The following is a 22,634-nucleotide window of genomic DNA, read 5'->3' on the forward strand; positions in this document are numbered from 1 at the left end:
CACGTGCATCCTTTGCCACAAAACGTGGGTACGCTTCGCTTTGCCCACGCTACGGCAGCTACGGCATCTCGTTCTCGGTAAACATTTAACCCTACCGCGAACAATCCTCACCGCCCCACCCGCCCTGCGCTACCTAACTGTCGCGGACACCCCGCGTCCGCCGAAGGACGCGTCATGGACCTCAATCGCCGTCATCTCATCGGAGCTTCGACTGCCGGCATTGCCGGTGCGCTTGCCTTGCCCTCAGACGCCGCGCGCGCGGCGCCGCTGACGTCGCTGCTCGGCCGTGACGCGACCCAATATGGCGTGCGCCCCGGCAGCAGCGAGGACCAGACGCGCGTTCTCCAACGCGCCATCGACGAAGCTTCGCGGGCGCAGCTGCCGCTCGCGCTGCCGCCCGGAATCTACCGCACGGGCCCTCTACGGCTGCCGAATGGGGCGCAGCTCATCGGCGTGCGCGGCGCGACGAAGCTTGTCTTCACCGGCGGGGCCTCGGTGATCCAGAGCGACGGCTCTGATTCAATCGGCCTCACCGGTATCACCTTCGACGGCCGGAGCATTCCGCTGCCGGCGCGGCGCGGGCTGATCCATGTGCTCGGTGGCCGCGACGTGCGCATCACCGATTGCGAGATCACGGCATCCGGCGGCAGCGGCATCTGGCTGGAGCAGGTGTCGGGCGATATCTCCGGCAACATCTTGACTGACATCGCCGTGACGGCGGTGGTCTCGTTCGACGCCAGGGGCCTCAGCGTGTCCCGCAACACCATTGTCGGCACCAATGACAACGGCATCGAGATCCTGCGCACCGCCATCGGCGACGACGGCACTCTTGTCGCCGACAACCGCATCGAGGACATCAAGGCCGGCGCGGGCGGCTCGGGGCAGTACGGCAATGCCATCAACGCCTTCCGCGCCGGCAACGTAATCGTGCGCGGCAATCGCATCAAGAATTGCGACTACTCCGCCGTGCGCGGCAACTCGGCATCGAATATCCATATATCTGGCAACAGCGTCAGCGACGTGCGCGAGGTCGCGCTCTATTCCGAGTTTTCGTTCGAGGCCGCCGTGATTGCCAACAACACGGTCGACGGCGCCGCCGTCGGCGTCTCCGTCTGCAATTTCAACGAGGGCGGGCGTATTGCGGTCGTTCAAGGCAATATCATCCGCAATTTGATCCCGAAGCGCCCCATCGGCACCGCGCCTGACGATGATGCCGGCGTCGGCATCTATATCGAGGCCGACACGTCGGTCACTGGTAATGTGATCGAGAACGCACCGTCCTACGGCATCGTTGCCGGCTGGGGGAAATATCTGCGCGATGTCGCGATCACGGGCAATGTGATCCGCAAGGCGCTGGCCGGCATCGGCGTCTCCGTCGTATCAGGCGCCGGCACGGCGCTCGTCAACAACAACATGATCTCGGAAACCCCGCGCGGCGCGGTGGTCGGGCTGGACCACGCACGCGCCGTGACGGCGGATCTGTCCGCGGACGGCGCGCAGCGCTTTGCGCAGGTGGTGGTGGGCGGCAACGCCGTGCGGCAATAGGTGTGCGCAGTGGCAGCTGGGCCGTGCATCCTTCGAGGCCCTCCATGGGACGCGATGCGTCCCATGCTTCGCGCCTCAGGATGACGGACAACCCATAGGTTGTTTCAGAAACACTTGACAACCAGAGCACCGCCGTCATCCTGAGGTGCGAGTGGCGTGATGCAAAGCATCGCGCCGGGAGCCTCGAAGGATGATGTTGTGGGCATCTACGTCTACATGCTGCGATGCGCGGATGGCTCATTCTACATTGGAAGCGCCACCGGCGAAGACACATCCAAGCGTGTCGAAGAGCACAACACCGGTGCTTATCCAGGATATACCTATTCGCGGCGCCCGGTTGTCCTGGTGTGGTCTGAATATTTCGACCGGGTCACCGACGGCATCGCGGCCGAACGGCAACTCAAGGGCTGGAGCCGCGCGAAGAAGGAAGCACTCATTAAGTCCGATTGGAAGGTTGTGAGCCAGCTTGCTCGGCGGCGCGCTGGGGCGCCTAGGTCCAAGATGTAAACGTGGTGCGGCGGGCAGTGGGGCCGTTCATCCTTAGAGGCTCCCCATGGGACGCGCTGCGTCCCATGTCTCGCACCTCAGGATGACGGATTGGACGTGGCGCGTCTCGGGAACGCGGATCTCAGAACGTATTCCGCAGCAGCGGGTACTTGGCTTCGATGCCGTCGAGGCTGAAGGTGAACTCGACGACGCGCTCGGGGGCCGCGACGATGTCGTCGGCAGGCGGCGTGAAGGTCTGCAGGAACGATGCGATCGACGGAGCGGCAGGTGCGATCGGATCCACCAGCGTAGCCTCCCGGGCGACTGGCGCAGGCGGAGCTGCGGGCGCCATGCGAGCGACAGGTGCTACTGGGGCAAGCGGTACAATCGGGGCCTCGACGATGTCAGCGAGGATAGCCGGCTCGGGCTCGAGCCTGACCGGAATGGAGGTCTCTGGCGCGATGTGTATGGTCTTGGGCTGCAAGGTCTTGGGCTGCAAGGTCTTGGGCGGCAAGGTCTTGGGCTGCACCGTCTCGGCCTGTTCGCGCGGAAACACCCGCGGCATGGTCGCCGGCGACCAACCGAATGCAGAGGTCACGCTCGCGGCGGCTGCGGCGACGTCCTCGCCATTCGCAAGCGCGCGCCAGGTCTGGACCGCGCGCTTGGCTTCCTGGATGTTTTCGAGAAATGCGAGCTCGGAATGGTAGCGGCGCCACCGCCCGGTCTCGAACATTTCAGAGAGATGCTCCAGCCGCTGCTCTGCGAGAGCGCACCAGCGTGCCGCAATTTCACGGCCGGCCGCGCCTCGGCCAGCGTCATGGCGATGAGTCATTAATCAGCCCGTCAGGAGAAAATTGCGGACGCGACGCAATGCACACGAATCAATCTAGAAGCGACGGGAATATCTTGTGGAAAAGTTTTGACTTGTCCAGCAACGACACGGCTCCGGTCACACAACACCGTAGTCACGCGGAGTTTTCAGCGATTAGGGAGTCAAGCTTCGCACAAGCATGGCGGACCTGCCGTGCAGCGTCGCTGAGTGATCACAGCGACGCGCCGGCGGCCTCAACCGCAAGCTGATCATCGCGCCTCAAGAAACCGGACGCCCCAAAAGAAAAGACCCGTCCGGGGGGACAACCGGACGGGTCGAGCCATATGGGCGCTTGGGGTGGATGGGCGCTCGCGCCTGATATGACTGATGGGGAGGGATGACCGCTCCCACATTATTTGGTCGTGGCAGCAGGCTGAACGTTCAACCCGGGTGTTCGATTTTTTAACCCTTTGGCCCACGCGCAAGGATGTCGCAGGCGCTAGCGCGCCGCCGGCCTATCCGCCTGAGAAACCGTGGATTTATCGTCGGCGCTCGACAGCGAAGGCTGCTCGATCGCGCGGATGTTGGGGTCATCGCGCCGCTTCTCGGCATCTTCACGTTTAGTTGTACCCGACGCAGCCGCGACCGGCGTCGTGCTGTCGGCCGGAACGGCCATGACCGCGGCAAACGCATCGGGCTCGCCGTCGCCGAACAGATCATCACGCCCGGGTGAACCGAGGTCGCGTGCCGTCTTCGCCAGCGTCATGCGCAGCGCTTCCGGCTTCAGGGTGTAATTGCGCTCGAGCAGCAAGGCCGCGACGCCGGAGACATAGGCCGCCGAGAACGAGGTGCCCGACGTGATCTGATATTTGCCATCAGGCGCCGGCAGGAAGATGTCGACGCCGGGCGCGGCCAGCGCGATGTAATTGCCGCGGTTGGATGCGGTGAACAGCTTGTCCTGCTGGTCGGTCGCGCTGACGGCGATCACGTTGGGATTGGCGGCGGGATAGAGCGGCGGCGATTTGGCGCCGGCATTGCCGGCGGCCGCGATCAGCACCAGGCCGCGCGCGGCGGTTGCCGCGATCGCACGCTCGATCACGGCGTCCTTGGGACCGGCAAAGCTCATATTGACGATCTGGGCGCCGTGCTCGGCGGCGTAGTTGAGCGAGCGCAGGATGATGTAGGACGAGCTCTCCGCACCGCCGGTGGTGCCGCCGAAGGCCCTGATGGCGATGATGCGCGCTTCCGGCGCGCTACCCATCAGCTTCGCATGGGCCACGATGGCACCCGCAATGCCGGTGCCATGGACGTGAGCGCCCTCGCTGCTGCCGAGTGCGTCAAAGACATCGGCGATGGAATTGGCGAGTTCGGGATGCTTTGCATCGATGCCTGAATCGATCACCGCAATCGTGACATTGGCGCCGTGCACCAGGGTGTGCGCCTGCGGCAGGCGCAGCTTGGACAGCGCATATTGCGCCGGATCGCCTTCGGTCGGGACCGCAGGCCTCTGGTCTTGCAACACGTAGCGGAAGTTCGGCTGAAGCGAGCGCACGCTCGCGTCGGCCGCGAACTCGCGCCGCGCCGTCTCGTAAGGGCGGCCGTCGGTGATGCGGAACAGGCCGACCGTGGCCCCGATCAGCGGGAAGTTTTCAGATGACAGGCGCGTCAGGCCGTGGCGCCGGGCGAGTTCGTCGGCCTCGGTCGGCGACAGCGCGCTGTCGATCTCGGCCAGGAATTCATTGGCGAAACTGCGCGAGATGATGGCGACTGGCGTAGCGTTGCCACGCCCCTTGCCGGCGCTCTTCCTGGCCGTCTTGCCGGAGCCGTCGCCGCCCCCCTTCGGCTGGCCGAGGCATTCGCCATCGGCATCGCGATAGGCGTTAGAACAGGCCGGATAGAGATTTGGCGAGTAGCGCGCGTAGGGCAGCACGGGGTTGACGGAACTTGGCGCGATCCGCGCAATGGTATGAACCGTCGGCGTTATGTGCGGACCGTGATCGCCGCCGCCCACGGCTCTCGCCGCGCCATTGACGGAGACCGCGCCATTGACAGAGAGCGTCGGCGTGCGCGTGGGAACGCTGATCGTCGGCGTGCGCATGATCGCCTGGGCGTGGGCCACTCCGATGCCAAGACAGGCGGCGAGCAGGAGCGCGGCTCCAGCCGAGGAGGCATAGGCACCGGCTCGCAACTTACTCTCGGACTTGCGTATCATTGGTGCAGGCGCCTAAGGCGCCGCCACGGCGAGGTTGACGAACTTTTCGCGCTGCATTCTGGCGAGCAGCGCTGCGAGCTCGTCCTGGCTCATCGCCTTGTCGAACTGCAGGCGGAACATGCCGCCTTTGGCATCGCCGATGATCGAGGCCTGATAGCTGTCGAGCAACGCGGTGATGTCGGCGACACGCGCCTCCGGCGTGAAGCGTACCAGCGCCCGCGAAGGCGCAGCCGCCCCGAGCTCGCGCGTAATCGGCGCGCCGGTCGAGAGCGATGCGGTCTGGAAAGTCGCGGTCTGCGTCTTCATCAAGACAGCCCCGATGATGCCGGCCTGCAGCAGCAATGCGATGGCGCCCAAGCTCGCCGACCAGGCCAGCGTGCGCGGCGACAGGCTCGCAAAGAACGTGGCGATGCGTGCCGACAGCGGCAGCGAACTGGTCGCGCGCGCCGGCTCGGCGTCGATCGCGGCGAACAGCTTCTGCATCGCGCGCGCCGACGGTGCACCCAGGCTTTCGTTCAGGTGGATGGTCTCTTCGTATTCACCGCGGATCACCCCATATTGCTTTGCGAGCTCCGGATCGCTGGCGAGCGCTTCCTCGACGCGGCGCGCATCGCGCGCGTTCAGCGTGCCGGCGGCATGCCACGGCAGCAGCAACTCGATCTCACTGGGCTCTTGCTCCAGCATCTTCTTGCTCAAAGCCATCATGGCCAGCCTCGCTCAACGCCGGCTGCCTTCAGCAGTTCGGCCAATTTCTTGCGCGCGTAGAACAAGCGCGTCTTTACCGTGTTCTCCGGAATCCCGACGATTTCGGCCACTTCCTCCACGGACTTCTCGTGGTAGTAGACGAGGTCGACGATTTCCCGATGGTCCGGCGAGAGGCCCGTCAGACACTCCCGCAACGCTTCACTGGTATCCTTCTTCTGCACCACCGTTTCCGGATCGTCGGACGAATCCTCGATCGCGTTGGCGGCTTCGTCGTCCAACTCAAAATCCTTCCTGCGCCGAAGCGCAGACAGGGCCTTGAATCGGGTGATTGCCAAGAGCCAGGTGGAAACGGCGGACCGGCCCTCGAACTTGCCGGCCTGACGCCAGACGTCGAGAAACACCTCGCTGATGAGGTCTTCTGCCGTCTGCTCGTCCCGCACGAGCCTGAGCCCGAACCTGTACACCCTGACATGGTGCCGCCCGTACAGCACCTGCATGGCGAGCCGGTCGCCTTGGGCGATCCGGGCGATCAGGACCTCGTCCGTAGCCGCCTGTGTCACGCTCAAGGCACGTCTCGCAAGATTGGTCGGGTCGATGCGGGGGACGGTTCGACGGGAGAGGTGAAATTCTTCAACCTACCGCAGTCACACGGGGACTTGTGTGATCTACCACACATACGCGCAATTTCCTTGTCCCACCCGTGGCGGTCGGCCGTTTGGCTCCAAGACGGTAACATAATACAGAAACACTCTCTCGCGGACTTGCCGTAGGCCGGCGCGGTTGGCTCGGTCGAGCGTCTCTATCACGGCCCCGTGCACATTATGTCGCACGGCGCAGGATTTGGTCCGCGATATCGGCCGCAATGGCTAACTGACCGCCAAATTCCATGCCGCTCGAGGCCCTCACGCACGCGGCGTCGCGTTGGGATTCGGCTCAAAAGGATACCAAACCTAAAGGCTTGCCACGTAGATTTTTTCGGCTGACATCCACCATTGGCGGGACCATGAACACGGCTGCGACGTCCTTTCCTGAGAGGAGTGCCGCAGAGGCCGCCGATCTCGTCCTCACGCGTGAGGAGGCCGCGCCCGGAGTGCTGGCGCGCCGGATCCGTCAGCGCCGGCAGATGTATGTCGGCCAGGTCGCGAGCTATTCGCTCGGCGCCTTGGTGCTGCTGCTCTATGCCTATGACGGCGCCATCCGTAGCACCGTACCATCGCTGTTCTGGATCGGCGGCGTCACGATCATCGGCATCTTCGTCGTGATGTCGGAGGCCGGCGTCGGCGACAGGCACCACGACCACTATCTCACGGTCTTCCAGATCTCGGCGCATATGGCGCTGCAATTCGTCTTCCTGGTGTCGGTGCCGACGATCGGGATTGCCTTCATCAGCGTGCTGTTCCTGATCTTCGCCTTTGGCACGCTGCGCATGACCTCGGTCCAGGCGATGCTGACCTCGGCCATCGCGACCTGCGCGCTCGCGGCCGTCTTCCTCGCCTCCGACCTGCCGATCGGTATGCCGGTCGCGACGCGACTGCAGCGGATTGCCTCGATGCTGTGCTTCGTGCTGGTGATCGGCCAGTGCGCGTTTCTCGGCCTGTTCGGCGCCACGCTGCGCAAGATCCTGTACCGGCGCAGCATCGAGCTGAAGGCCGCCTATCGGCGCATCGAGGAGCTGGCCGAGCTCGACGAGCTGACCGGCTCCTACAATCGCCGCTGCATCATGGGACTGCTCGACGCCGAGATCGAAAAGTCGCGGCAGGCGGGCGCTCCCTGCGCCATTGCGCTGATCGACCTCGACTGGTTCAAGCGCATCAACGACGCCCACGGCCATCCCATCGGCGACGAGGTACTGCGGACCTTTGCCATCACCATCTTCGCCAACATCCGGCCCGACGACCGTTTTGGCCGCTATGGTGGCGAGGAATTCCTGCTGCTGCTGCCCGGCACCGCAAGCGAGGCTGCGACGCGCATGCTCGATCGGCTGCGCAGCATCGTCGCCGAGCTCGACTGGAGCGCATTTTCGCCCGGCATGCGCGTGACGATTTCCGCCGGCGTCGCGACGCTGCGCGCCAATGATACTGCCGACACGTTTCTCGCGCGCGCCGACAGCGCGCTCTATTCCGCCAAGGCGCAAGGGCGCAACCGCATTGCTACGGGCTGACCAATCGATTTGTCGCCGGCACGTGAGAACACGCCGCCGGACCGAACGCTCCAGGACAGGGCTATGAGATCCAAAACCGTCATGTCATCCGCCAATTTGCTCGAGGAATTGCAGTCGGTGCTCGCGCACGGCACCGTCGCGCGCCGGGTCGAGACGCTGCGGCGCGTCACTGACCTGTTCGTGGGCAACGCGGTGGACTATTCGGACGACCATATCCGCGTGTTCGACGACGTCTTCCAGTGCCTGATCGAGCAGATCGAGACCTCGGCCAAAGCCTTGCTCGCCGACCGCCTCGCACCGATCGCAGCCGCACCGCCGCAGATCATCCGCACGCTGGCGCTCGACGACGTCATGGAAGTCGCAGGCCCCGTCCTGACGAAGTCGGAACGGCTGGACGAGACCACCCTGATCGAGATCGCGCGCAGCAAGAGCCAGGCCCATCTCAAGGCGATCTCGCTGCGGCGAGTGCTGTCGGAGGCGCTGACCGACGTGCTGGTGAGCCGCGGCAACGAAGACGTGGTGCAATCGACCGTGAGCAATCCGGGCGCGCAGCTCTCCGAAGGCAGCCTCACCGATCTCGTCACGCGCGCCGAGCGCGACGACGACCTCGCCACCTGCATCGGCCGGCGGCCCGATCTGCCGCGGCATCATTACCTGAAGCTGGTCGCCAAGGCCTCCCTGAGCGTTCGCAGGAAGCTGGAAGCAGCTCATCCCGAGCTCGCCGGCGAAGTGCCGAGCGCGGTCCAGGAGGCGGCGCAGCGCGTCCGCGCCGCGGCCATGACGAGACAGACCGAAATGGCGCGGGCGCTGGTGAAATCGCTGCACGAGGACGGCCGCCTCACCGAGTTCCAGGTCGCGACCTTCGCCGAGCAGGGCAAGTTCGACGAGGCCAATGCCGGGCTCGCGGCGCTCGCCGGCGTTTCGGTCGAGACCGCCGAGAACATGATGATCGAAAGCCGCACCGAAGGCCTGATGATCCTCGCCAAGGTCGCCGGCATGCAATGGTCGAGCGTGCGCGCCATCATCGCCATGCGCGAGAAGCTCTCGGGCGGCTCGCAGACCGACATGCTGGCGCTGCGCGATACCTACGAGGCCCTGCGCTCCTCCACCGCACAGCAGGTGCTGCGCTTCCACCGCATGCAGAACGTGACGTCCGCGGCTTAATATCTCAGGACTCGCGATCCGACAGCGGCGCCGATGGCTGTGACGACCGCGGTCGCGATCGTGTACCAGGTCGCGACGAACAGCGGCGAGTCGTCGGTGCAATGCGAGGCGTAGAGCGTGGCGGCGAGCCCGGCCGACAACAGACCGGCGAGCGCGCCGGCCTGCGCCGGTCGCGACGGCGCGCCATGGCGCAGGCCGAACAATGCACCCGCGAGAAGCGGCAGCGACATCGCGGGGATCGCGAGCATGCACCAGCGCGAATTCTTTCCGACCAGCCGCATCGTCATCGGCATCGCCGGCGCCATCATCGCCTCGCTGCCGATCGCCACCGCAAGCAGTCCGACGGGCAGCAGCAGGAGCCAGCCCCAGCCCCGCATCAGGGCTTCGGGCCGCGACAGATGCAGGCTGATGATGATGGCGGGAATCGCGAGCGACAAAGTAACCGCGAACTTCGCATCGAAGAACGGGTTGTGCATCGCTGTCATCACGTCCGGCCGCACGCCCAGGAAGGTCGCGAAGATCAGGATCGAGAACGGCGCCGCGACCAGCAGTCCCGTGGTCAGCAGTGCGCCGACGCGCGGGACGCGGTGGGCGTTGTCGGCCGCGAGGGTGCGAATCAGTTGATCGGTATCCATGACTAATGGTCCCGTAGTTTGGCGGTCAGGGCCGCAAGCCCCCGATGCAGCGCGACCCGCACCGCACCTTCGCTCATGGCGTATTTCGCCGCGGTATCCTTGATCGAGGCACTGTCGACCGCAATCGACTGCAATACGTCGCGCTGGCGCTGCGGCAGCGTGTTGAGCTGCGCCGTCACCTCGCCGGCCGAGGCCGTCTCCTGCGGCGCCTCGCCGGGCAGCGTCTCGGCAAAATCGTCGATATTGACGAAGACGCGCCGGCCGCGGCGCCTGAGCGCATCGATCAGCTTGTTGCGCCCGATCGCGAACAGCCAGGGGGCGAAGGGGGCTTCGCTGTCCCAGGTGTGCCGCTTCAGATGCACCGCCAACAAAATCTCCTGCACGATATCCTCGGCCTGGTCAGGAGGCTGCCCGGCACGTGCCAGGCCACGCCTCGCAGCAGCGCGCAGCACCGGCGTGACCGCTCTCAACAGGCGATGATACGCCGCATCATCCCCTGCCATGGCCGACCGCATCAGGTCGGTCCATTCGTCCTCACGTCCGCGCACGCGCGCTCCTACACGGCAATTCGGCCGCTCTTTCAATTTGTTACATCGCCAACCCTGAAATCACGAAGTCGTGATCAGAGCGCAGCCAGGGAATCCGGTCCCACCCGGAAAGACCGGAGGCTCATAACACCGATCGGTCCGTCTCGCATCCGGGAGCGCGGCGGCGCTCGCCAGTTTGCCGCCTTTTTGCCCCCTGTGGCCCGAAGATTCCCATTTTTTGCCCCGCTGTCGTCATGCCCCGGGGTCTCTGTTCGCACCCGGGACGGGCGAATTGGGGAGATAATCAACATGATGAAAGCCAGCGGGCGCGCGGCATGGATTGTTCTGGCCGGGCTATTTTTGCTGTCCGCAGGCGCGGCACAGGCCGCGCCGAGCTCTGCCGCGAGCGCCAAGCCGGACAGCGCGAGCAAACAGGCCGATGCGGACAAGCAGCGGCACCACGCCTCTCGCCGCCATAGCGATAGCAAGACAGCGCAGAAATCCGGCGACAAGACTGACAAGACCAACAACGCGGACGCAACGCCGCAGGCTGGCGAGGTCAAGGTCGACAACAAGGCCGACAATAACGTGCCGGCCTCGAGCCAGATGCCGCCGGAAGTCGCCAACGCCAACGCGCAGCTCGCTGCCGGCGACACGCCGCCTGCGGCTGCAGCCTCGGCGATGACCGGGCGCGCCAACGACAATGTTCAGGCCGCAGCCGATACCAACGCAGCGCCCGCCGCCGAGAACCAGGTCGTGCCGCCCGACCAGCCCAACGACCTCGACCGCGCCCTGCAACAGGACAACCCGTCTGCGCAGAAAGCGGTGATCGCCGCGACCGACGCGCAGCCGCGCCCAGCACCGGTCATGGCGAGCAGCCATCCGAGCTCGGCCTGGGACCAGAGCTCCCTGATCGGCAAAATATTCATTGGTGTTGGCACGCTGCTGACATTGGCCTCGGCCGCGCGCATGTTCATGGCCTGATTGGCGCGTTCCGGCCCCCTTGAAGGCATCCGCGCCAGCGGGCACATTGCCCGCTCCAGCAAAAGCGTGGGTGGAGCATGAGCACGTTCGAACACATCATCATCGAAAGCAAAGGCGCAGTCGGCATCATCAAGCTGAACCGGCCGAAGATGCTCAACGCGCTCTCCTTCGGCGTCTTCCGCGAGATCGCCGCAGCCGTCGACGATCTCGAAGCCGATGACGCCATCGGCTGCATCGTCGTGACCGGCAGCGAGAAGGCCTTTGCCGCCGGCGCCGACATCAAGGAGATGCAGCCGAAGGGCTTCATCGACATGTTCTCCGAGGACTTCGCCACGATCGGCGGCGATCGCATCGCGCGCTGCCGCAAGCCGACCATTGCCGCTGTCGCAGGTTATGCGCTGGGCGGCGGCTGCGAGCTTGCGATGATGTGCGATTTCATTATCGCCGCCGACACCGCCAGGTTCGGCCAGCCCGAGATCACGCTCGGCACGATCCCCGGCATCGGCGGCACGCAGCGCCTCACCCGTGCGATCGGCAAGTCCAAGGCCATGGATCTCTGCCTCACCGGCCGCATGATGGATGCGGCTGAGGCCGAGCGCAGCGGCCTCGTCAGCCGCATTGTGCCCGCCGACAAGCTGATGGACGAGGCGATTGCGGCGGCGGAGAAGATCGCATCGATGTCGCGCCCTGCCGTTGCGATGGCCAAGGAAGCGGTCAACCGCGCCTTCGAGACCACGCTCGCGGAAGGCATGAGCGTCGAGCGCAATCTGTTCCACTCGACCTTCGCACTCGAAGACCGTTCCGAAGGCATGTCGGCTTTCATCGAGAAGCGCAAGCCGGTGAACAAGAACCGGTGAACCTGGCCGACGGTAAGGCTGGTGTAAGATTACATCCCGTTTTCCGCAATCCCTGTGACGCACCTGCAACAAGCACGGATTTCGTGGGGGTTTCCCCCGCGGCAGTTTGCCTGCGAGACCCGCGCTGGGTAAACAGTTAAGAGAGCCGCCGTCGGCGGGGGCGGACAGCCGGGGTTTTGCGGGATTACATGATTGGGCGTGCCGCCAGAGCTGGCCGCGTGATGACGCGGCAACGATCGGGCGTGGGTCCTGTCCTGGCGGCATGGGCCACGCTGGGGCTGTGTTATGCCCTGCCCGCCGCGGCCTCCGCAGAGGCGCTGCCGGAGGCGCTGGTCAAGGCCTACCAGACCAATCCGCAGCTCAACGCCGAGCGCGCAAGGCAGCGCGCCACCGACGAGAACGTGCCGCAGGCACTGGTCGGCTATCGGCCGCAGATCGTGGCCAGCCTCAGCGCCGGCCTGCAAGCGGTGCGCAACCTGCTTCCTGACAACACCATCCAGACCGCGACGCTGAAACCCTGGACCATCGGGGTCACGGTGTCGCAGACCCTGTTCAACGGCTTCCGCACCGCCAACAGCGTGCGGGTGGCGGAACTCCAGGTGCAATCGGGTCGCGAGGCGCTACGCAATGTCGGCCAGGGCGTGCTGCTTGACGCGGTCACCGCCTACACCAACGTGCTGGCGAACCAGTCGCTGGTGGAGGCGCAGCGCTCGAACGTCGCCTTCCTGCGCGAGACGCTCTCCATCACCCAGCGCCGCCTTAACGCCGGCGACGTCACCCCGACCGACACCGCCCAGGCCGAGGCGCGTCTCAATCGCGGCCTTGCCGATCTCAATGCCGCCGACGTTGCGCTCGCGGTGAGCCAGGCGACCTATGCGCAGGTGATCGGCAATGCGCCCTCCGCGCTTCGTCCCGCCGAGGTGGTCGATCGCTATTTGCCGAAGACCCGCGAGGATTCGATCGCGATGGCGATCCGCGAGCACCCGGCGGTCATGGCCGCAAGCTTCGACGTAGACGTCGCCTCGACCAATATCCGCGTCGCCGAAGGCGCGCTGCTGCCCAGCGCCACCCTCCAGGGCAGCGTCAGCCGCAGCCGCGACAGCGACCAGACGCTCGGCACCTTCGGCACCGATCAGGCCTCGATCGTCGCCAACGTCACCGCGCCGATCTATGACGGCGGCCAGGCAGCGTCGCAGACGAGGCAGGCCAAGGAAGTGACGGCGCAGAGCCGGCTGGTGCTCGACCAGGTCCGCAATCAGGCGCGCACGGCGGCGGTCAGCGCCTGGGTCGCCAATGAGGGCGCCAAGATCGCGGTCTCGGCCTCGGAGTCCGAAGTGAAGGCGGCAACCGTCGCGCTCCAGGGCGTGCAGCGCGAGGCCGCCGGCGGACAGCGCACGACGGTCGATGTGCTGAACTCGCAGGCCGATCTGATCCAGGCGAGAGCCCGGCTGATCGGCGCGCTGCGCGACCGCGTCATCGCCTCCTACACCCTGCTCAGCGCCGTCGGCCATCTCGACGTCAAGACGCTGAGCCTGAACACGCCGGACTATCTGCCCGAGGTGCATTACCACCAGGTCCGCGACGCCTGGCACGGACTGCGCACGCCGTCGGGACAGTAAGCTCAATCCTTCGGGTCGACACCCATGCAGAGCCGCCGCATCCATCTGATCGGAGCTTCGGGCTCCGGCGTGACGACGCTTGGCCGCGCGCTGGCGGGCCGGCTGGCGCTGCCGCATCACGACAGCGACGATTATTTCTGGCTGCCGACGGTGCCGCCCTACCGGACGACGCGCCCAGCCACAGACCGGCTGCGCCTGATGCGCGAGATGTTCGTGCCGCGTCTCGATTGGGTGCTGAGCGGATCCGTCACCGGATGGGGCGACGAGCTCGTGCCGTTGTTCGATCTTGTGGTCTATGTGACCACACCGCGTGAGCTTCGCTTGCAGCGCCTGCGTGCCCGGGAAGCTGCGCATTTCGGCACTGAAGCCGTCGCGCAGGGCGGCTGGCGTCATGAGGAGACGGAGTCGTTCGTCGATTGGGCCTCGCATTACGAAGCCGGTGATCGCGAGGGCCGCAGTCTCGCAAAACATGAGGCCTGGCTCGCGCGCCTGCCCTGCCCGATCGTCCGCGTCGACGGTTCGCGGGCCGTTGCGGAGCTGGTCGAGCAGCTATGCAGCCACGTGGCGGAACTGCCCGGTTGATGTGATATCGTGCGGCGCCTCTATCGCGACGCCGGAGCAGCCATGACCGACAAGATCTACGCGCGAGCCGCGCAACCCGCGACGCCGATCAATTTCGACGTGCCGGCGCATGCCTGCGATTGCCACACCCACATCCATGGCGACGTCGAAAAGTTTCCGTTCTTCGCGGGGCGCGTCTATACGCCGGGACCTGCTAGCCCGGAAGAGATGGCGGCGCTGCACCAGGCGCTGCACATCGAGCGCGTGGTGATCGTCACGCCGAGCGTCTACGGCCCCGACAATTCCTCCAGCCTGTTCGGGATGAAGGCGCGCGGCGACACCGCGCGCGGCGTGGCCGTGATCGACGACAACACCACTGAAGCTCAACTGGACGCGATGCATGCGGACGGTTTTCGCGGCATCCGCATTAACCTCGCAACCGACGGCGTCAACAATCCCGATGTCGGCCGTGCTCGCTTCACGGCTGCCGCCGAGCGCATGACGACACGCGGCTGGCATGTGCAGCTCTACACCACGCTGGCGATGATCTCCGCCATCAAGGATCTCGTGCTGGCCTCGCCGGTGCCTGCGGTTTTCGACCATTTCGGTGGGCTCGAGGCCTCGCTCGGGTTGGAGCAGCCCGGCTTTGCCGACCTCGTCGCACTGGTCAAGTCAGGCAAAGCCTACGTGAAAATCTCGGGCGCCTATCGCTCGTCGAACCTGGCGCCCGATTATCAGGACATCGCGCCGTATGCGCGTGCGCTGATCGCTGCGAACCCGGATCGCATCGTCTGGGGCACCGACTGGCCGCACCCGGATTCGGCGCAACTGGCGGGGCGCAAGGCCACCGACATCGCACCGTTCCACCAGATCGACGACGGCCGGCTGCTCAACCAGCTTCCAGTGTGGGCACCGGATGCGGAGGTTCGCAGGAAGATCCTGGTCGACAATCCCGCGCGGCTTTACGGCTTTTGAGATCAGCGCGCCCGGCGCGAGAAGAACGAGATCAGCACCGGCAGCGTCACCAGGATCACGACGGGCGCCAGCATCATGCCGGTGACGACCACGACCGCGAGCGGCTTCTGCACCTGCGAGCCGATGCCTTCGGACAACGCGGCCGGGAGCAGGCCGACGCCGGCAACGACGCATGTCATCAGCACCGGCCGAAGCTGCAATTCGCCGGTGCGGACCACCGCGCTCATGCGGTCCATGCCCTCTTCGATCAGCTGGTTGAACTGCGAGAGGATGATGATCCCGTCCATCACGGCGATGCCGAACAGCGCGATGAAGCCGATCGCCGCCGAGACGCTGAAGGCGGTGCCGGAGATGAACAGCCCCAGCACGCCACCGAAGATCGCCATCGGGATCACGCTCATGGCGAGCAAGGTGTCGGTCATCGAGCCGAAATTGAACCAGAGCAGGATGCCGATCAGCGCCAGCGAGATCGGCACCACGACCGACAGGCGCCGGATCGCGTCCTGGAGATTGCCGAACTCGCCAACCCATTCCATGTGCGAACCGGGCGGCAATTGCACCTGGTCGGTGATCTTCTGCTGCGCTTCGCGGATGGCGCTGCCGAGGTCGCGCTCACGCACCGAGAACTTGATCGGCAGATAGCGCTCCTGCTGCTCGCGATAGATGTAGGCTGCGCCCGAGACGAGGCTGATATTGGCGACCTCGCTCAGTGGAATCTGGGTGATGGAGCCGTTCGGTCCGGGCGCGCCGATCCTGATATTCTGGATCGCCTCGGCGCTGCGGCGGTACTCCGGCGCAAGGCGAACGATGATCGGGAAGTGGCGATCGCTGCCCGGCTCGTAGAGATCGCCCGCGGTGTCGCCGCCGATCGCGACCTTGATAGTGGCATTGATGTCGCCGGGCGCCAGGCCATAGCGCGCGGCCTTGGCGCGGTCGATGTCGATCAGCACGGTCGGCTGCCCCAGCGAGGTGAAGACGGCGAGGTCGGTGACACCTTGCACCGTCGACAGCACCTGTTTGATCTTGTTGGCGGTATCGGTCAGCGCCTGGAGATCGTTGCCGAACAGCTTTATCGAGTTCTCGCCCTTCACGCCGGAGACGGCTTCGGAGACGTTGTCCTGGAGATATTGCGAGAAGTTGAACTCGACGCCGGGGAAGCGATCGTCGAGTTGCTTGAGCAGCTCCGCGGTCAGCTCCTCCTTGTCATGCGTGCCGGGCCATTGGCTCGCGGGCTTCAGCGGCGCGAAGAACTCGGCGTTGAAGAAACCGGCGGCGTCGGTACCGTCGTCGGGACGGCCGTGCTGCGACACCACGGATTCGACCTCGGGCCGGGCGCGGATCAGCTTGCGCATCTCGTTGACGTAGGTGTTGCCTTCCTGCAGCGAGATGGTCGGCGGCAGCGTGGCGCGGATCCAGAGATTGCCCTCTTCGAGCTTGGGCAGGAATTCGAGGCCGAGCAGCCGGCCGAGGGTGACCGTCATCATCACGAGGCCGACCGCGCCGCCGAGGACGATGGCGCGGTTGGCGACGGCCCAGTTCAGCACCGGCATGTAGAGCCGGTGCAGGACCTGCATCACGCGGGTCTCGGTCTCCTCGACATGGGCGGGCAGAATGATCGCGGACAGCGCGGGCGTGACGGTGAAGGTCGCCAGCAGGCCGCCGGCGAGCGCGTAGGCATAGGTGCGCGCCATGGGTCCGAAGATGTTGCCCTCGACGCCCGACAGCGTGAACAGCGGCAGGAAGGCCGCGATGATGATGGCGGCGGCAAAGAAGATCGAGCGCGAGACGTCGGCGGCGGCGCTGAGGATGGCGTGGCTCTTCATGCCGAACAGCGTCTCTGGCGACATCTGCTCGGATTCCGACGGCGGCGTGGTCTGTGTCAGGCGGCGGAAGATCGCCTCCACCATGATGACGGTGGCATCCACGATCAGGCCGAAATCGATGGCACCGACCGAGAGCAGGTTGGCCGATTCTCCGCGCAGCACCAGGATGATCACGGCGAAGAACAGCGCGAACGGTATCGTGGCGCCGACGATCAGCGCGCTTCTGAGATCGCCGAGAAAGATCCACTGCAGCAGCACGATCAGCAGGATGCCCACCACCATATTGTGCAGCACGGTGTGCGTGGTGAGGTCGATCAGGTCCTTGCGGTCGTAGATGCGCTCGATGCGCACGCCCGGCGGCAGGATGGTCGAACCGTTGATCTGATTGACGAGCTGCTCGACGCGGTTGATGGTCGGCGTGCTCTGCTCGCCGCGCCGCATCAGCACGATGCCCTGCACGATGTCGTCGGAATCGTCGAGGCCGGCGATGCCGAGCCGCGGCTTCTGGCCGACGGTGACGGTGGCGACGTCCTTCACCAGCACCGGATTGCCGTTGGTCTGGGCCACCATGGTGTTGGCGAGATCGTCGATCGACTTGATCAGGCCGACACCGCGCACCACGGCCGATTGCTGGCCGATATTGACGGTGTTGCCGCCGACATTGACGTTGGAGTTGCTGACCGCCTGGAGCAGCTGCGGCAGCGTCAGGCCATTGGCGACCAGCTTGTTGTTGTCGACCTCGAGCTCATAGGTCTTGCTCTTGCCGCCCCAGCCGGTGACGTCGATCACGCCGGGCACGGCGCGGAAGCGGCGCTGCAGGATCCAGTCCTGGATGGTCTTGAGGTCGAGCACGCTGTAGTTCGGCGGGCCGACCAGCCGATAGCGGAAGATTTCGCCGATCGGACTCAGCGGCGAGATCTGCGGCTGCACGTTGCCCGGCAGCGGCGCCAGCTGCGCCAGGCGATTCAAGACCTGCTGCAGCGCCTCTTCATAAGTGTACGCGAAGGAGAACTGCAGTTTGATGTCGGAAAGGCCGTACAGCGAGATGGTGCGGATCGTCGTCAGGTTCTTCAGGCCCGCGACCTGGGTCTCGATCGGGATCGTGATATAGCGCTCGATCTCCTCCGCCGACAGGCCGGGGCTCTGGGTGACGATGTCGACCATCGGCGGGGTCGGATCGGGATAAGCCTCGATGTTGAGCTGGTTGAACGCAATCAGGCCGCCGATGAGCACGGCGACGAACATGCCGACCATCAGGAAGCGCCGGTTGACGGCAAGGGCGACGAGACGGTCCATTCAGGTTTTTCGCAGTTTCGTGGGGCTCGCCGATCAGCTACCGGACGCCGCGCGGTCGATGAACAAGCTGCCTTTGACGACGATCTGTTCGCCGGGCTTCAGGTTGCTGGTCACCTCGACGAGGTTGCCATTGATGAGCCCGACTCTGATCTGGCGGAGCTCGACCGACTTGTCTTCACGCGCGACCCAGATGCGGACCTGGTCGCCTTCGTAGATCAGCGCCTGCTTCGGCACCGCCGGCGCCGCGCGGTCGCCGGCCGAATAGATCGTGACGTTTGCGAACATTTCCGGCTTGAGCAGGCCGTCCTTGTTGTCGATGGTGGCGCGCACCAGCAGACGGCGCGTGTTGGGGTCGATCGCGGCGGCGACATAGTTGATCTTGGCGGTCAAGGGGCGGCCCGGCAGCGCCATCACGTTGACGGAGATGTCCTGTCCGACGCTGACTTGAGCTGCATCGCTCTCGCGCACGAAGGCGGTGAGCCAGACCGTGGAGAGATCGCCGATCACGAAGACCGGATCGCTGGCGCCGGCGCTGACATATTGCCCGGGGCCGATCTTGCGCTGCACGACCGTGCCCGAGAGCGGCGCATAGATCGTGATCTCAGGGTTGATGGTGCCCTTGTTCTGGAACGTCTTGATCGTCTCGTCGGTGAAGCCGAGGATGCGCAGCTTGTTGGTCGCAGCTTCCAGCGCCGTCACTGCGGAGCGCATGTCGTTCTGCGCCTGGACCTGGGTCGCTTCCGCCTGCTGATAATCCTTGAGCGGAATGGCGCGGCCCTCGTAGAGATCCTTGGCGCGCTTGTACTGGATGTCGGCAAGCTCCAGCGCAGACCTTGCCTTGTTCTGCGACGTCATCGCCGCGATGAAATCGTTCTGGGCCTGCACGGTATCGGCGGCCTCGATCGTGAACAGCGGTTGACCCTGGGTCACGCTCTCGCCCGGCTTGGCAAGCAGCTTGGTCACCCGGCCTGCATAGGGCGAGAACACCGGCGTCGAGCGGTCCTCGTCGACCGCGACCTTGCCCTCGGTGACGTACTCGGCACGGAAGGTTTTGGCGTTGACGGGCTCGATCGTCAGCGTCGCCCATTCGGACGGTGTCGGCGTGAAATTCTGCGCGTTCTTGCGCGACTGGCTGGAGACTTCGGAGTGCTTCTTGTCCTTGGCGCCGGCAAACAGGAGGCCGTAGGCGCCAGCCCCGGCAAGCGCCAGTAAAACTACGGATGTGATCACCCGTCGTTTTGTAAGCACCTGCAATCGCTTGGTCTTTTCAGCTACCATGGAGCCCGGTCATGTCTGCGACGATCTCGGCAGACGACTGCCTTATCGGTCGCGCTAATAGTGCCGATATGGGATTTCAAACAACCTAAAAAACGCTGGCCGTCCTTCGGTTTGCGTTAAAAAATTGCAACACGTCAGCTTCACGTCAGCTTCAGCACGGCCATTGCTGCGAATGGCTGCCGAGCGGCATCGCCGGGCGGCTCCAATGCGCCGGCGTCCGCGACAGCACGGCCGAGTGGCGCACCGCCTGCAATGTGCCGAAGCCAGATGACACCTTTTCCATGAACGCTGCATGTACGGCCTCGCCCGTAAGATCCGGGGTATTGAGACCGCTTTCGAGCCGGCCGAGATTCCACAGCCAGCGACCGGTCTGTGCCAGCGACACGCGCACATGCCAGCTGCCGCCCTCACGGGCCTGGCGCGCCTTCGCCATCATTGCGCCGAACGCCATCAGATAGCCGGTGGCGTGGTCGAGCATCTGGGCCGGCAATTCCTTCGGACCGTCGACGCCCGCGGCCTTGCCTTCCGCATGGTTGAAGCCGGTCGTGGTCTGCACCAGCGAATCGAAGCCGCGTCGTCCGTCCCAAGGGCCGGCATGGCCGTAAGCCGATAGCGTGACGTAGACGATACCAGGGTTGATCTCCGCGGCCGCTTCCGGCGAGAAGCCGAGGCTGGCGAGCGCGCGCGGGCGATAGCCTTGCGAGAAGATGTCGGCGTCTTTGAGCAATTGGCGCAGCTGCGCCCGGCCCGCCTCGCTCTTCAGCTCGATGAAGGTGGTGAGCTTGCCGCGGCCGGTGTCGATGGTGAGCCAGGGAATCGCCGGCAGCTCCGGCCCCGACACCAAGAGCACATCCGCTCCGTGTCCCGCGAGCGTGCGGCCGGCGACGGGCCCTGCGATGACGCGGGAGAGATCGAGCACGCGCAGACCCGCGAGCGGGCGATCACCTTTCGGCCATTGCTTCGGCCGGGCATCGCCGATCTTCTCGATCGAGATCAGCGGCAATTGCGCAAGTGCGCGCGCCTGCGGCAGCGCCGACCATTCGTCGTAAGAGCGCATCAGCGCGACGACGCCGCCAGCGGCATAGACTGCGGTCTCAAAGTCCTCGCCTTTCCATTGCAGCAGCGCGGCCTGCACCTTGTCACGCTCGGGGGTACAGCCAAGCACCTTGCAAACGGCGTCGCGGTGATGCGGAAAATTGGTGTGGCAGCGGACGAAGCTGTTGTCGCCGGTCCTGTAGACGCCGGCGATGGCGTCCCAGGCCGGCGGAGGCGGTTTGTCGTCGAGCCGCAGATAACGCTCGGAGCGGCATTCGACGACGGCATGGCGCATGTCGACGCTGACCTCCTGCACCTCGCCGCTGCGCAGCCGCCAGATCTCGGCGGCGGCAAGACCGGCGGCCGCGATTGTCGTTTGGCCGGCGACAGCGACACGGAACGAGGACGGAATCTGCGGCTCCTCGCCGGTCAGATGCATATGTTCGAGCGCGGCAGGCTCTCCGCCGGTGGAAGTCCAGATGTCTTTGAGAATGTCGGCGGGGCTTTGCATGGCCGCTTCTCTCCCGTAATTTTTATCACCACCCATTAGCACAAAGGGAATGCAATGGCCGCCATCGATCCCCTCACCGCAGGCGCCGTGTTCGTCGCAACGGCGGCCACCGACGCGGTCTATGTGATGTTTACCTCAGCCGTCGTCGCCCGCAAGCGCGTGCCGGCCGCGAGCTGGAGCGCGATCTGGTACCTACTCTCCTCCTATGCCGTGATCAGCTACACCGAAAACGCCGTCTATGTGGCCTTCGCTGCGATCGGTTCCTGGGTCGGCGCCTTTGCGTCGCTGACCTTCCTGCACCGTCCGCCCGGCGGCCCACCGGTGGGGGCCGCGCCGGAGTGAGGGGAGCGCTGTTCCGGCTCGCACGGTGTCATCATCCGCGAAAGCGGATGATCCAGTATTCCAGAGGCGGTTGTGATTGAACCGCGAGGCCGCGGCGTACTGGATACCCCGCTTTCGCGGGGTATGACACCGAGAACCAATTCGACATCCTAGCTCAAACAACTAAGCTCCCTACGATCAACAAAAAAGGAATCCCAAACCATGGATCTCGGTCTCAAGGGAAAAAACGCCATCGTGCTCGGCGGCACGCGTGGCATCGGGCGGGCGATTGCGGCAACGCTGGCCGGTGAAGGCAGCAATGTCGCGGTGTGCGCGCGCAATGCTGAGCAGGTCGCGGCCACCGTTACTGAATTAAAGGCGAGCGGCATCAACGCCACCGGCGGCACGGTTGACGTCACCGATGGCGCCGCGCTGAAGGCGTGGATCGAGGGCGCGGCAAAAGAGCTTGGCGGCATCGACCTGCTGTTCGCCAATGCGGGTGCGATGGCGCAAGGCCATGATCCCGCATCATGGGAGCAGAATTTCCGGCTCGACGTGCTCGGCGCCGTGCATGCATTCGACGCGGCACGGCCGTTCCTCGAGGCCAGCGGCGAGAGAAGCGGTGATGCTGCCTTCGTCATCATCTCCTCGATCTCGGCGGCGCAGGCCGATCTCGCCAGCTCCTACGGCCCGATCAAGGCGGCGCTGATCCACATGGCGAAAGGTCTGGCGCGGCAATACGCCAAGAAGAAGATCCGCGTGAATGTCGTCTCGCCCGGCACGGTCTATTTCAAGGGCGGCGTCTGGGAGATGATCGAGAAGAACATGCCCGAGCGTTACAACGACGCGATGAAGCGCAATCCGACCGGGCGCATGGCAACGCCGCAGGAGATCGCGAGCGCAGCGGTGTTTCTGGCAAGCCCGGTATCGGGATTCACGACGGGGTCGAACCTCGTCGTGGATGGCGCGATCTCGAACCGGGTGAATTTTTAGGGAAGCGCGGCATCAAACAAGTTGTAGGGTGGGCAAAGCGAAGCGTGCCCACCACTTTCCACGAAAACGAAGAACGGTGGGCACGGCGCTTTCGCGCCTTTGCCCACCCTACGGCAGCTGAGCGTGAGGCAGCAC

Annotated in this window: 20 protein-coding genes; 11 read left to right on the forward strand and 9 right to left on the reverse strand. The window is 65.1% G+C overall.

Annotated features, from left to right (window positions below):
- The first annotated feature begins 174 nt into the window (after positions 1 to 174).
- Both XH80_RS33550 and XH80_RS33555 read left to right on the forward strand, forming a co-directional pair.
- Entirely contained in the window at positions 175 to 1,545 is a 1,371-nt protein-coding gene (locus XH80_RS33550; protein WP_271602291.1) for a TIGR03808 family TAT-translocated repetitive protein, read from the forward strand.
- 198 nt (positions 1,546 to 1,743) lie between these two features.
- Entirely contained in the window at positions 1,744 to 2,052 is a 309-nt protein-coding gene (locus XH80_RS33555) for a GIY-YIG nuclease family protein (protein WP_271602355.1), read from the forward strand.
- 121 nt (positions 2,053 to 2,173) lie between these two features.
- Here XH80_RS33555 and XH80_RS33560 read toward each other — a convergent pair whose 3' ends face one another.
- From XH80_RS33560 to XH80_RS33575, 4 genes are all read right to left on the reverse strand, one after another.
- A complete protein-coding gene (locus tag XH80_RS33560; protein WP_271602292.1) occupies positions 2,174 to 2,863 on the reverse strand; it encodes a TIGR03809 family protein in 690 nt (229 codons plus the stop codon).
- 478 nt (positions 2,864 to 3,341) lie between these two features.
- On the reverse strand, positions 3,342 to 5,054 hold the full coding sequence (locus XH80_RS33565) for a S8 family serine peptidase (protein ID WP_271602293.1): 1,713 nt from the start codon (positions 5,052 to 5,054) through the stop codon (positions 3,342 to 3,344).
- Between the two features lie 12 nt (positions 5,055 to 5,066).
- Entirely contained in the window at positions 5,067 to 5,759 is a 693-nt protein-coding gene (locus XH80_RS33570; protein WP_271602294.1) for a hypothetical protein, read from the reverse strand.
- Entirely contained in the window at positions 5,756 to 6,325 is a 570-nt protein-coding gene (locus XH80_RS33575; protein ID WP_057753025.1) for a sigma-70 family RNA polymerase sigma factor, read from the reverse strand. Before XH80_RS33575 ends, XH80_RS33570 begins: the two co-directional genes overlap by 4 nt.
- Positions 6,326 to 6,762: 437 nt before the next feature.
- On the opposite strand from XH80_RS33575, the gene XH80_RS33580 reads away from it, so the two are divergent.
- Both XH80_RS33580 and XH80_RS33585 read left to right on the forward strand, forming a co-directional pair.
- A complete protein-coding gene (locus tag XH80_RS33580) occupies positions 6,763 to 7,920 on the forward strand; it encodes a GGDEF domain-containing protein (RefSeq protein WP_271602295.1) in 1,158 nt (385 codons plus the stop codon).
- Positions 7,921 to 7,983: 63 nt separating this feature from the next.
- Complete coding sequence (locus XH80_RS33585) at positions 7,984 to 9,084, forward strand: DUF2336 domain-containing protein (protein ID WP_271602296.1); 1,101 nt, start codon at positions 7,984 to 7,986, stop codon at positions 9,082 to 9,084.
- Here XH80_RS33585 and XH80_RS33590 read toward each other — a convergent pair.
- Complete coding sequence (locus tag XH80_RS33590; RefSeq protein WP_057753022.1) at positions 9,081 to 9,719, reverse strand: NrsF family protein; 639 nt, start codon at positions 9,717 to 9,719, stop codon at positions 9,081 to 9,083. The two genes, XH80_RS33585 and XH80_RS33590, sit on opposite strands and share 4 nt — an antisense overlap.
- Positions 9,720 to 9,721: 2 nt before the next feature.
- Positions 9,722 to 10,267, reverse strand: a complete 546-nt coding sequence (locus XH80_RS33595; protein WP_057753021.1) for a sigma-70 family RNA polymerase sigma factor — start codon at positions 10,265 to 10,267, stop codon at positions 9,722 to 9,724.
- A gap of 288 nt (positions 10,268 to 10,555) precedes the next feature.
- Here XH80_RS33595 and XH80_RS33600 point away from each other — a divergent pair, with 288 nt between their 5' ends.
- The 5 genes from XH80_RS33600 (at position 10,556) to XH80_RS33620 (ending at position 15,242) form a co-directional block, all read left to right on the forward strand.
- Entirely contained in the window at positions 10,556 to 11,230 is a 675-nt protein-coding gene (locus XH80_RS33600; RefSeq protein ID WP_271602297.1) for a hypothetical protein, read from the forward strand.
- Between the two features lie 77 nt (positions 11,231 to 11,307).
- Positions 11,308 to 12,087 (forward strand): enoyl-CoA hydratase, encoded by a 780-nt coding sequence (locus XH80_RS33605; protein ID WP_271602298.1) that lies wholly within the window; start codon positions 11,308 to 11,310, stop codon positions 12,085 to 12,087.
- A gap of 188 nt (positions 12,088 to 12,275) precedes the next feature.
- The gene (locus XH80_RS33610; protein ID WP_333932704.1) at positions 12,276 to 13,706 is read left to right on the forward strand and encodes a TolC family outer membrane protein; all 1,431 of its coding nucleotides are present in this window, start codon (positions 12,276 to 12,278) and stop codon (positions 13,704 to 13,706) included.
- 24 nt (positions 13,707 to 13,730) lie between these two features.
- Positions 13,731 to 14,288 (forward strand): hypothetical protein, encoded by a 558-nt coding sequence (locus XH80_RS33615; RefSeq protein WP_271602300.1) that lies wholly within the window; start codon positions 13,731 to 13,733, stop codon positions 14,286 to 14,288.
- Between the two features lie 42 nt (positions 14,289 to 14,330).
- Positions 14,331 to 15,242, forward strand: a complete 912-nt coding sequence (locus tag XH80_RS33620; protein ID WP_271602301.1) for an amidohydrolase family protein — start codon at positions 14,331 to 14,333, stop codon at positions 15,240 to 15,242.
- A 2-nt stretch (positions 15,243 to 15,244) separates the two neighbouring features.
- Here the strand turns inward: XH80_RS33620 and XH80_RS33625 are convergent, their stop codons facing one another.
- The 3 genes from XH80_RS33625 to XH80_RS33635 all read right to left on the reverse strand — a co-directional run bounded on the left by XH80_RS33625 (position 15,245) and on the right by XH80_RS33635 (position 21,185).
- Positions 15,245 to 18,361 carry an efflux RND transporter permease subunit gene (locus XH80_RS33625; RefSeq protein WP_271602302.1) on the reverse strand — a complete coding sequence of 1,039 codons (3,117 nt, stop codon included), beginning with the start codon at positions 18,359 to 18,361 and terminating at the stop codon, positions 15,245 to 15,247.
- Positions 18,362 to 18,394: 33 nt separating this feature from the next.
- Positions 18,395 to 19,639: an efflux RND transporter periplasmic adaptor subunit gene (locus XH80_RS33630; protein ID WP_271602303.1), complete on the reverse strand. Its 1,245-nt coding sequence runs from the start codon at positions 19,637 to 19,639 to the stop codon at positions 18,395 to 18,397.
- Positions 19,640 to 19,790: 151 nt separating this feature from the next.
- Positions 19,791 to 21,185, reverse strand: coding sequence for a CoA transferase (locus tag XH80_RS33635; RefSeq protein ID WP_271602304.1), 1,395 nt, complete (start codon positions 21,183 to 21,185; stop codon positions 19,791 to 19,793).
- 54 nt (positions 21,186 to 21,239) lie between these two features.
- On the opposite strand from XH80_RS33635, the gene XH80_RS33640 reads away from it, so the two are divergent.
- Positions 21,240 to 21,527 (forward strand): hypothetical protein, encoded by a 288-nt coding sequence (locus tag XH80_RS33640; RefSeq protein ID WP_057753013.1) that lies wholly within the window; start codon positions 21,240 to 21,242, stop codon positions 21,525 to 21,527.
- Between the two features lie 201 nt (positions 21,528 to 21,728).
- Positions 21,729 to 22,499, forward strand: a complete 771-nt coding sequence (locus XH80_RS33645; RefSeq protein WP_271602305.1) for an SDR family NAD(P)-dependent oxidoreductase — start codon at positions 21,729 to 21,731, stop codon at positions 22,497 to 22,499.
- Positions 22,500 to 22,634 lie beyond the last annotated feature (135 nt).

The organism is Bradyrhizobium sp. CCBAU 45384 (assembly GCF_028128665.1).
GTDB classification, from domain to species: domain Bacteria; phylum Pseudomonadota; class Alphaproteobacteria; order Rhizobiales; family Xanthobacteraceae; genus Bradyrhizobium; species Bradyrhizobium manausense.

What these genes read in the sequence shown, in the direction of transcription:
- XH80_RS33550 (WP_271602291.1), top strand. Translation starts at nt 175, where the DNA reads ATGGACCTCAATCGCCGTCATCTCATCGGAGCTTCGACTGCCGGCATT.
- XH80_RS33560 (WP_271602292.1), bottom strand. Translation starts at nt 2,863, where the DNA reads ATGACTCATCGCCATGACGCTGGCCGAGGCGCGGCCGGCCGTGAAATT.
- XH80_RS33565 (WP_271602293.1), bottom strand. Translation starts at nt 5,054, where the DNA reads ATGATACGCAAGTCCGAGAGTAAGTTGCGAGCCGGTGCCTATGCCTCC.
- XH80_RS33570 (WP_271602294.1), bottom strand. Translation starts at nt 5,759, where the DNA reads ATGATGGCTTTGAGCAAGAAGATGCTGGAGCAAGAGCCCAGTGAGATC.
- XH80_RS33580 (WP_271602295.1), top strand. Translation starts at nt 6,763, where the DNA reads ATGAACACGGCTGCGACGTCCTTTCCTGAGAGGAGTGCCGCAGAGGCC.
- XH80_RS33585 (WP_271602296.1), top strand. Translation starts at nt 7,984, where the DNA reads ATGAGATCCAAAACCGTCATGTCATCCGCCAATTTGCTCGAGGAATTG.
- XH80_RS33590 (WP_057753022.1), bottom strand. Translation starts at nt 9,719, where the DNA reads ATGGATACCGATCAACTGATTCGCACCCTCGCGGCCGACAACGCCCAC.
- XH80_RS33600 (WP_271602297.1), top strand. Translation starts at nt 10,556, where the DNA reads ATGATGAAAGCCAGCGGGCGCGCGGCATGGATTGTTCTGGCCGGGCTA.
- XH80_RS33605 (WP_271602298.1), top strand. Translation starts at nt 11,308, where the DNA reads ATGAGCACGTTCGAACACATCATCATCGAAAGCAAAGGCGCAGTCGGC.
- XH80_RS33610 (WP_333932704.1), top strand. Translation starts at nt 12,276, where the DNA reads ATGATTGGGCGTGCCGCCAGAGCTGGCCGCGTGATGACGCGGCAACGA.
- XH80_RS33615 (WP_271602300.1), top strand. Translation starts at nt 13,731, where the DNA reads ATGCAGAGCCGCCGCATCCATCTGATCGGAGCTTCGGGCTCCGGCGTG.
- XH80_RS33620 (WP_271602301.1), top strand. Translation starts at nt 14,331, where the DNA reads ATGACCGACAAGATCTACGCGCGAGCCGCGCAACCCGCGACGCCGATC.
- XH80_RS33625 (WP_271602302.1), bottom strand. Translation starts at nt 18,361, where the DNA reads ATGGACCGTCTCGTCGCCCTTGCCGTCAACCGGCGCTTCCTGATGGTC.
- XH80_RS33630 (WP_271602303.1), bottom strand. Translation starts at nt 19,639, where the DNA reads ATGGTAGCTGAAAAGACCAAGCGATTGCAGGTGCTTACAAAACGACGG.
- XH80_RS33635 (WP_271602304.1), bottom strand. Translation starts at nt 21,185, where the DNA reads ATGCAAAGCCCCGCCGACATTCTCAAAGACATCTGGACTTCCACCGGC.
- XH80_RS33640 (WP_057753013.1), top strand. Translation starts at nt 21,240, where the DNA reads ATGGCCGCCATCGATCCCCTCACCGCAGGCGCCGTGTTCGTCGCAACG.
- XH80_RS33645 (WP_271602305.1), top strand. Translation starts at nt 21,729, where the DNA reads ATGGATCTCGGTCTCAAGGGAAAAAACGCCATCGTGCTCGGCGGCACG.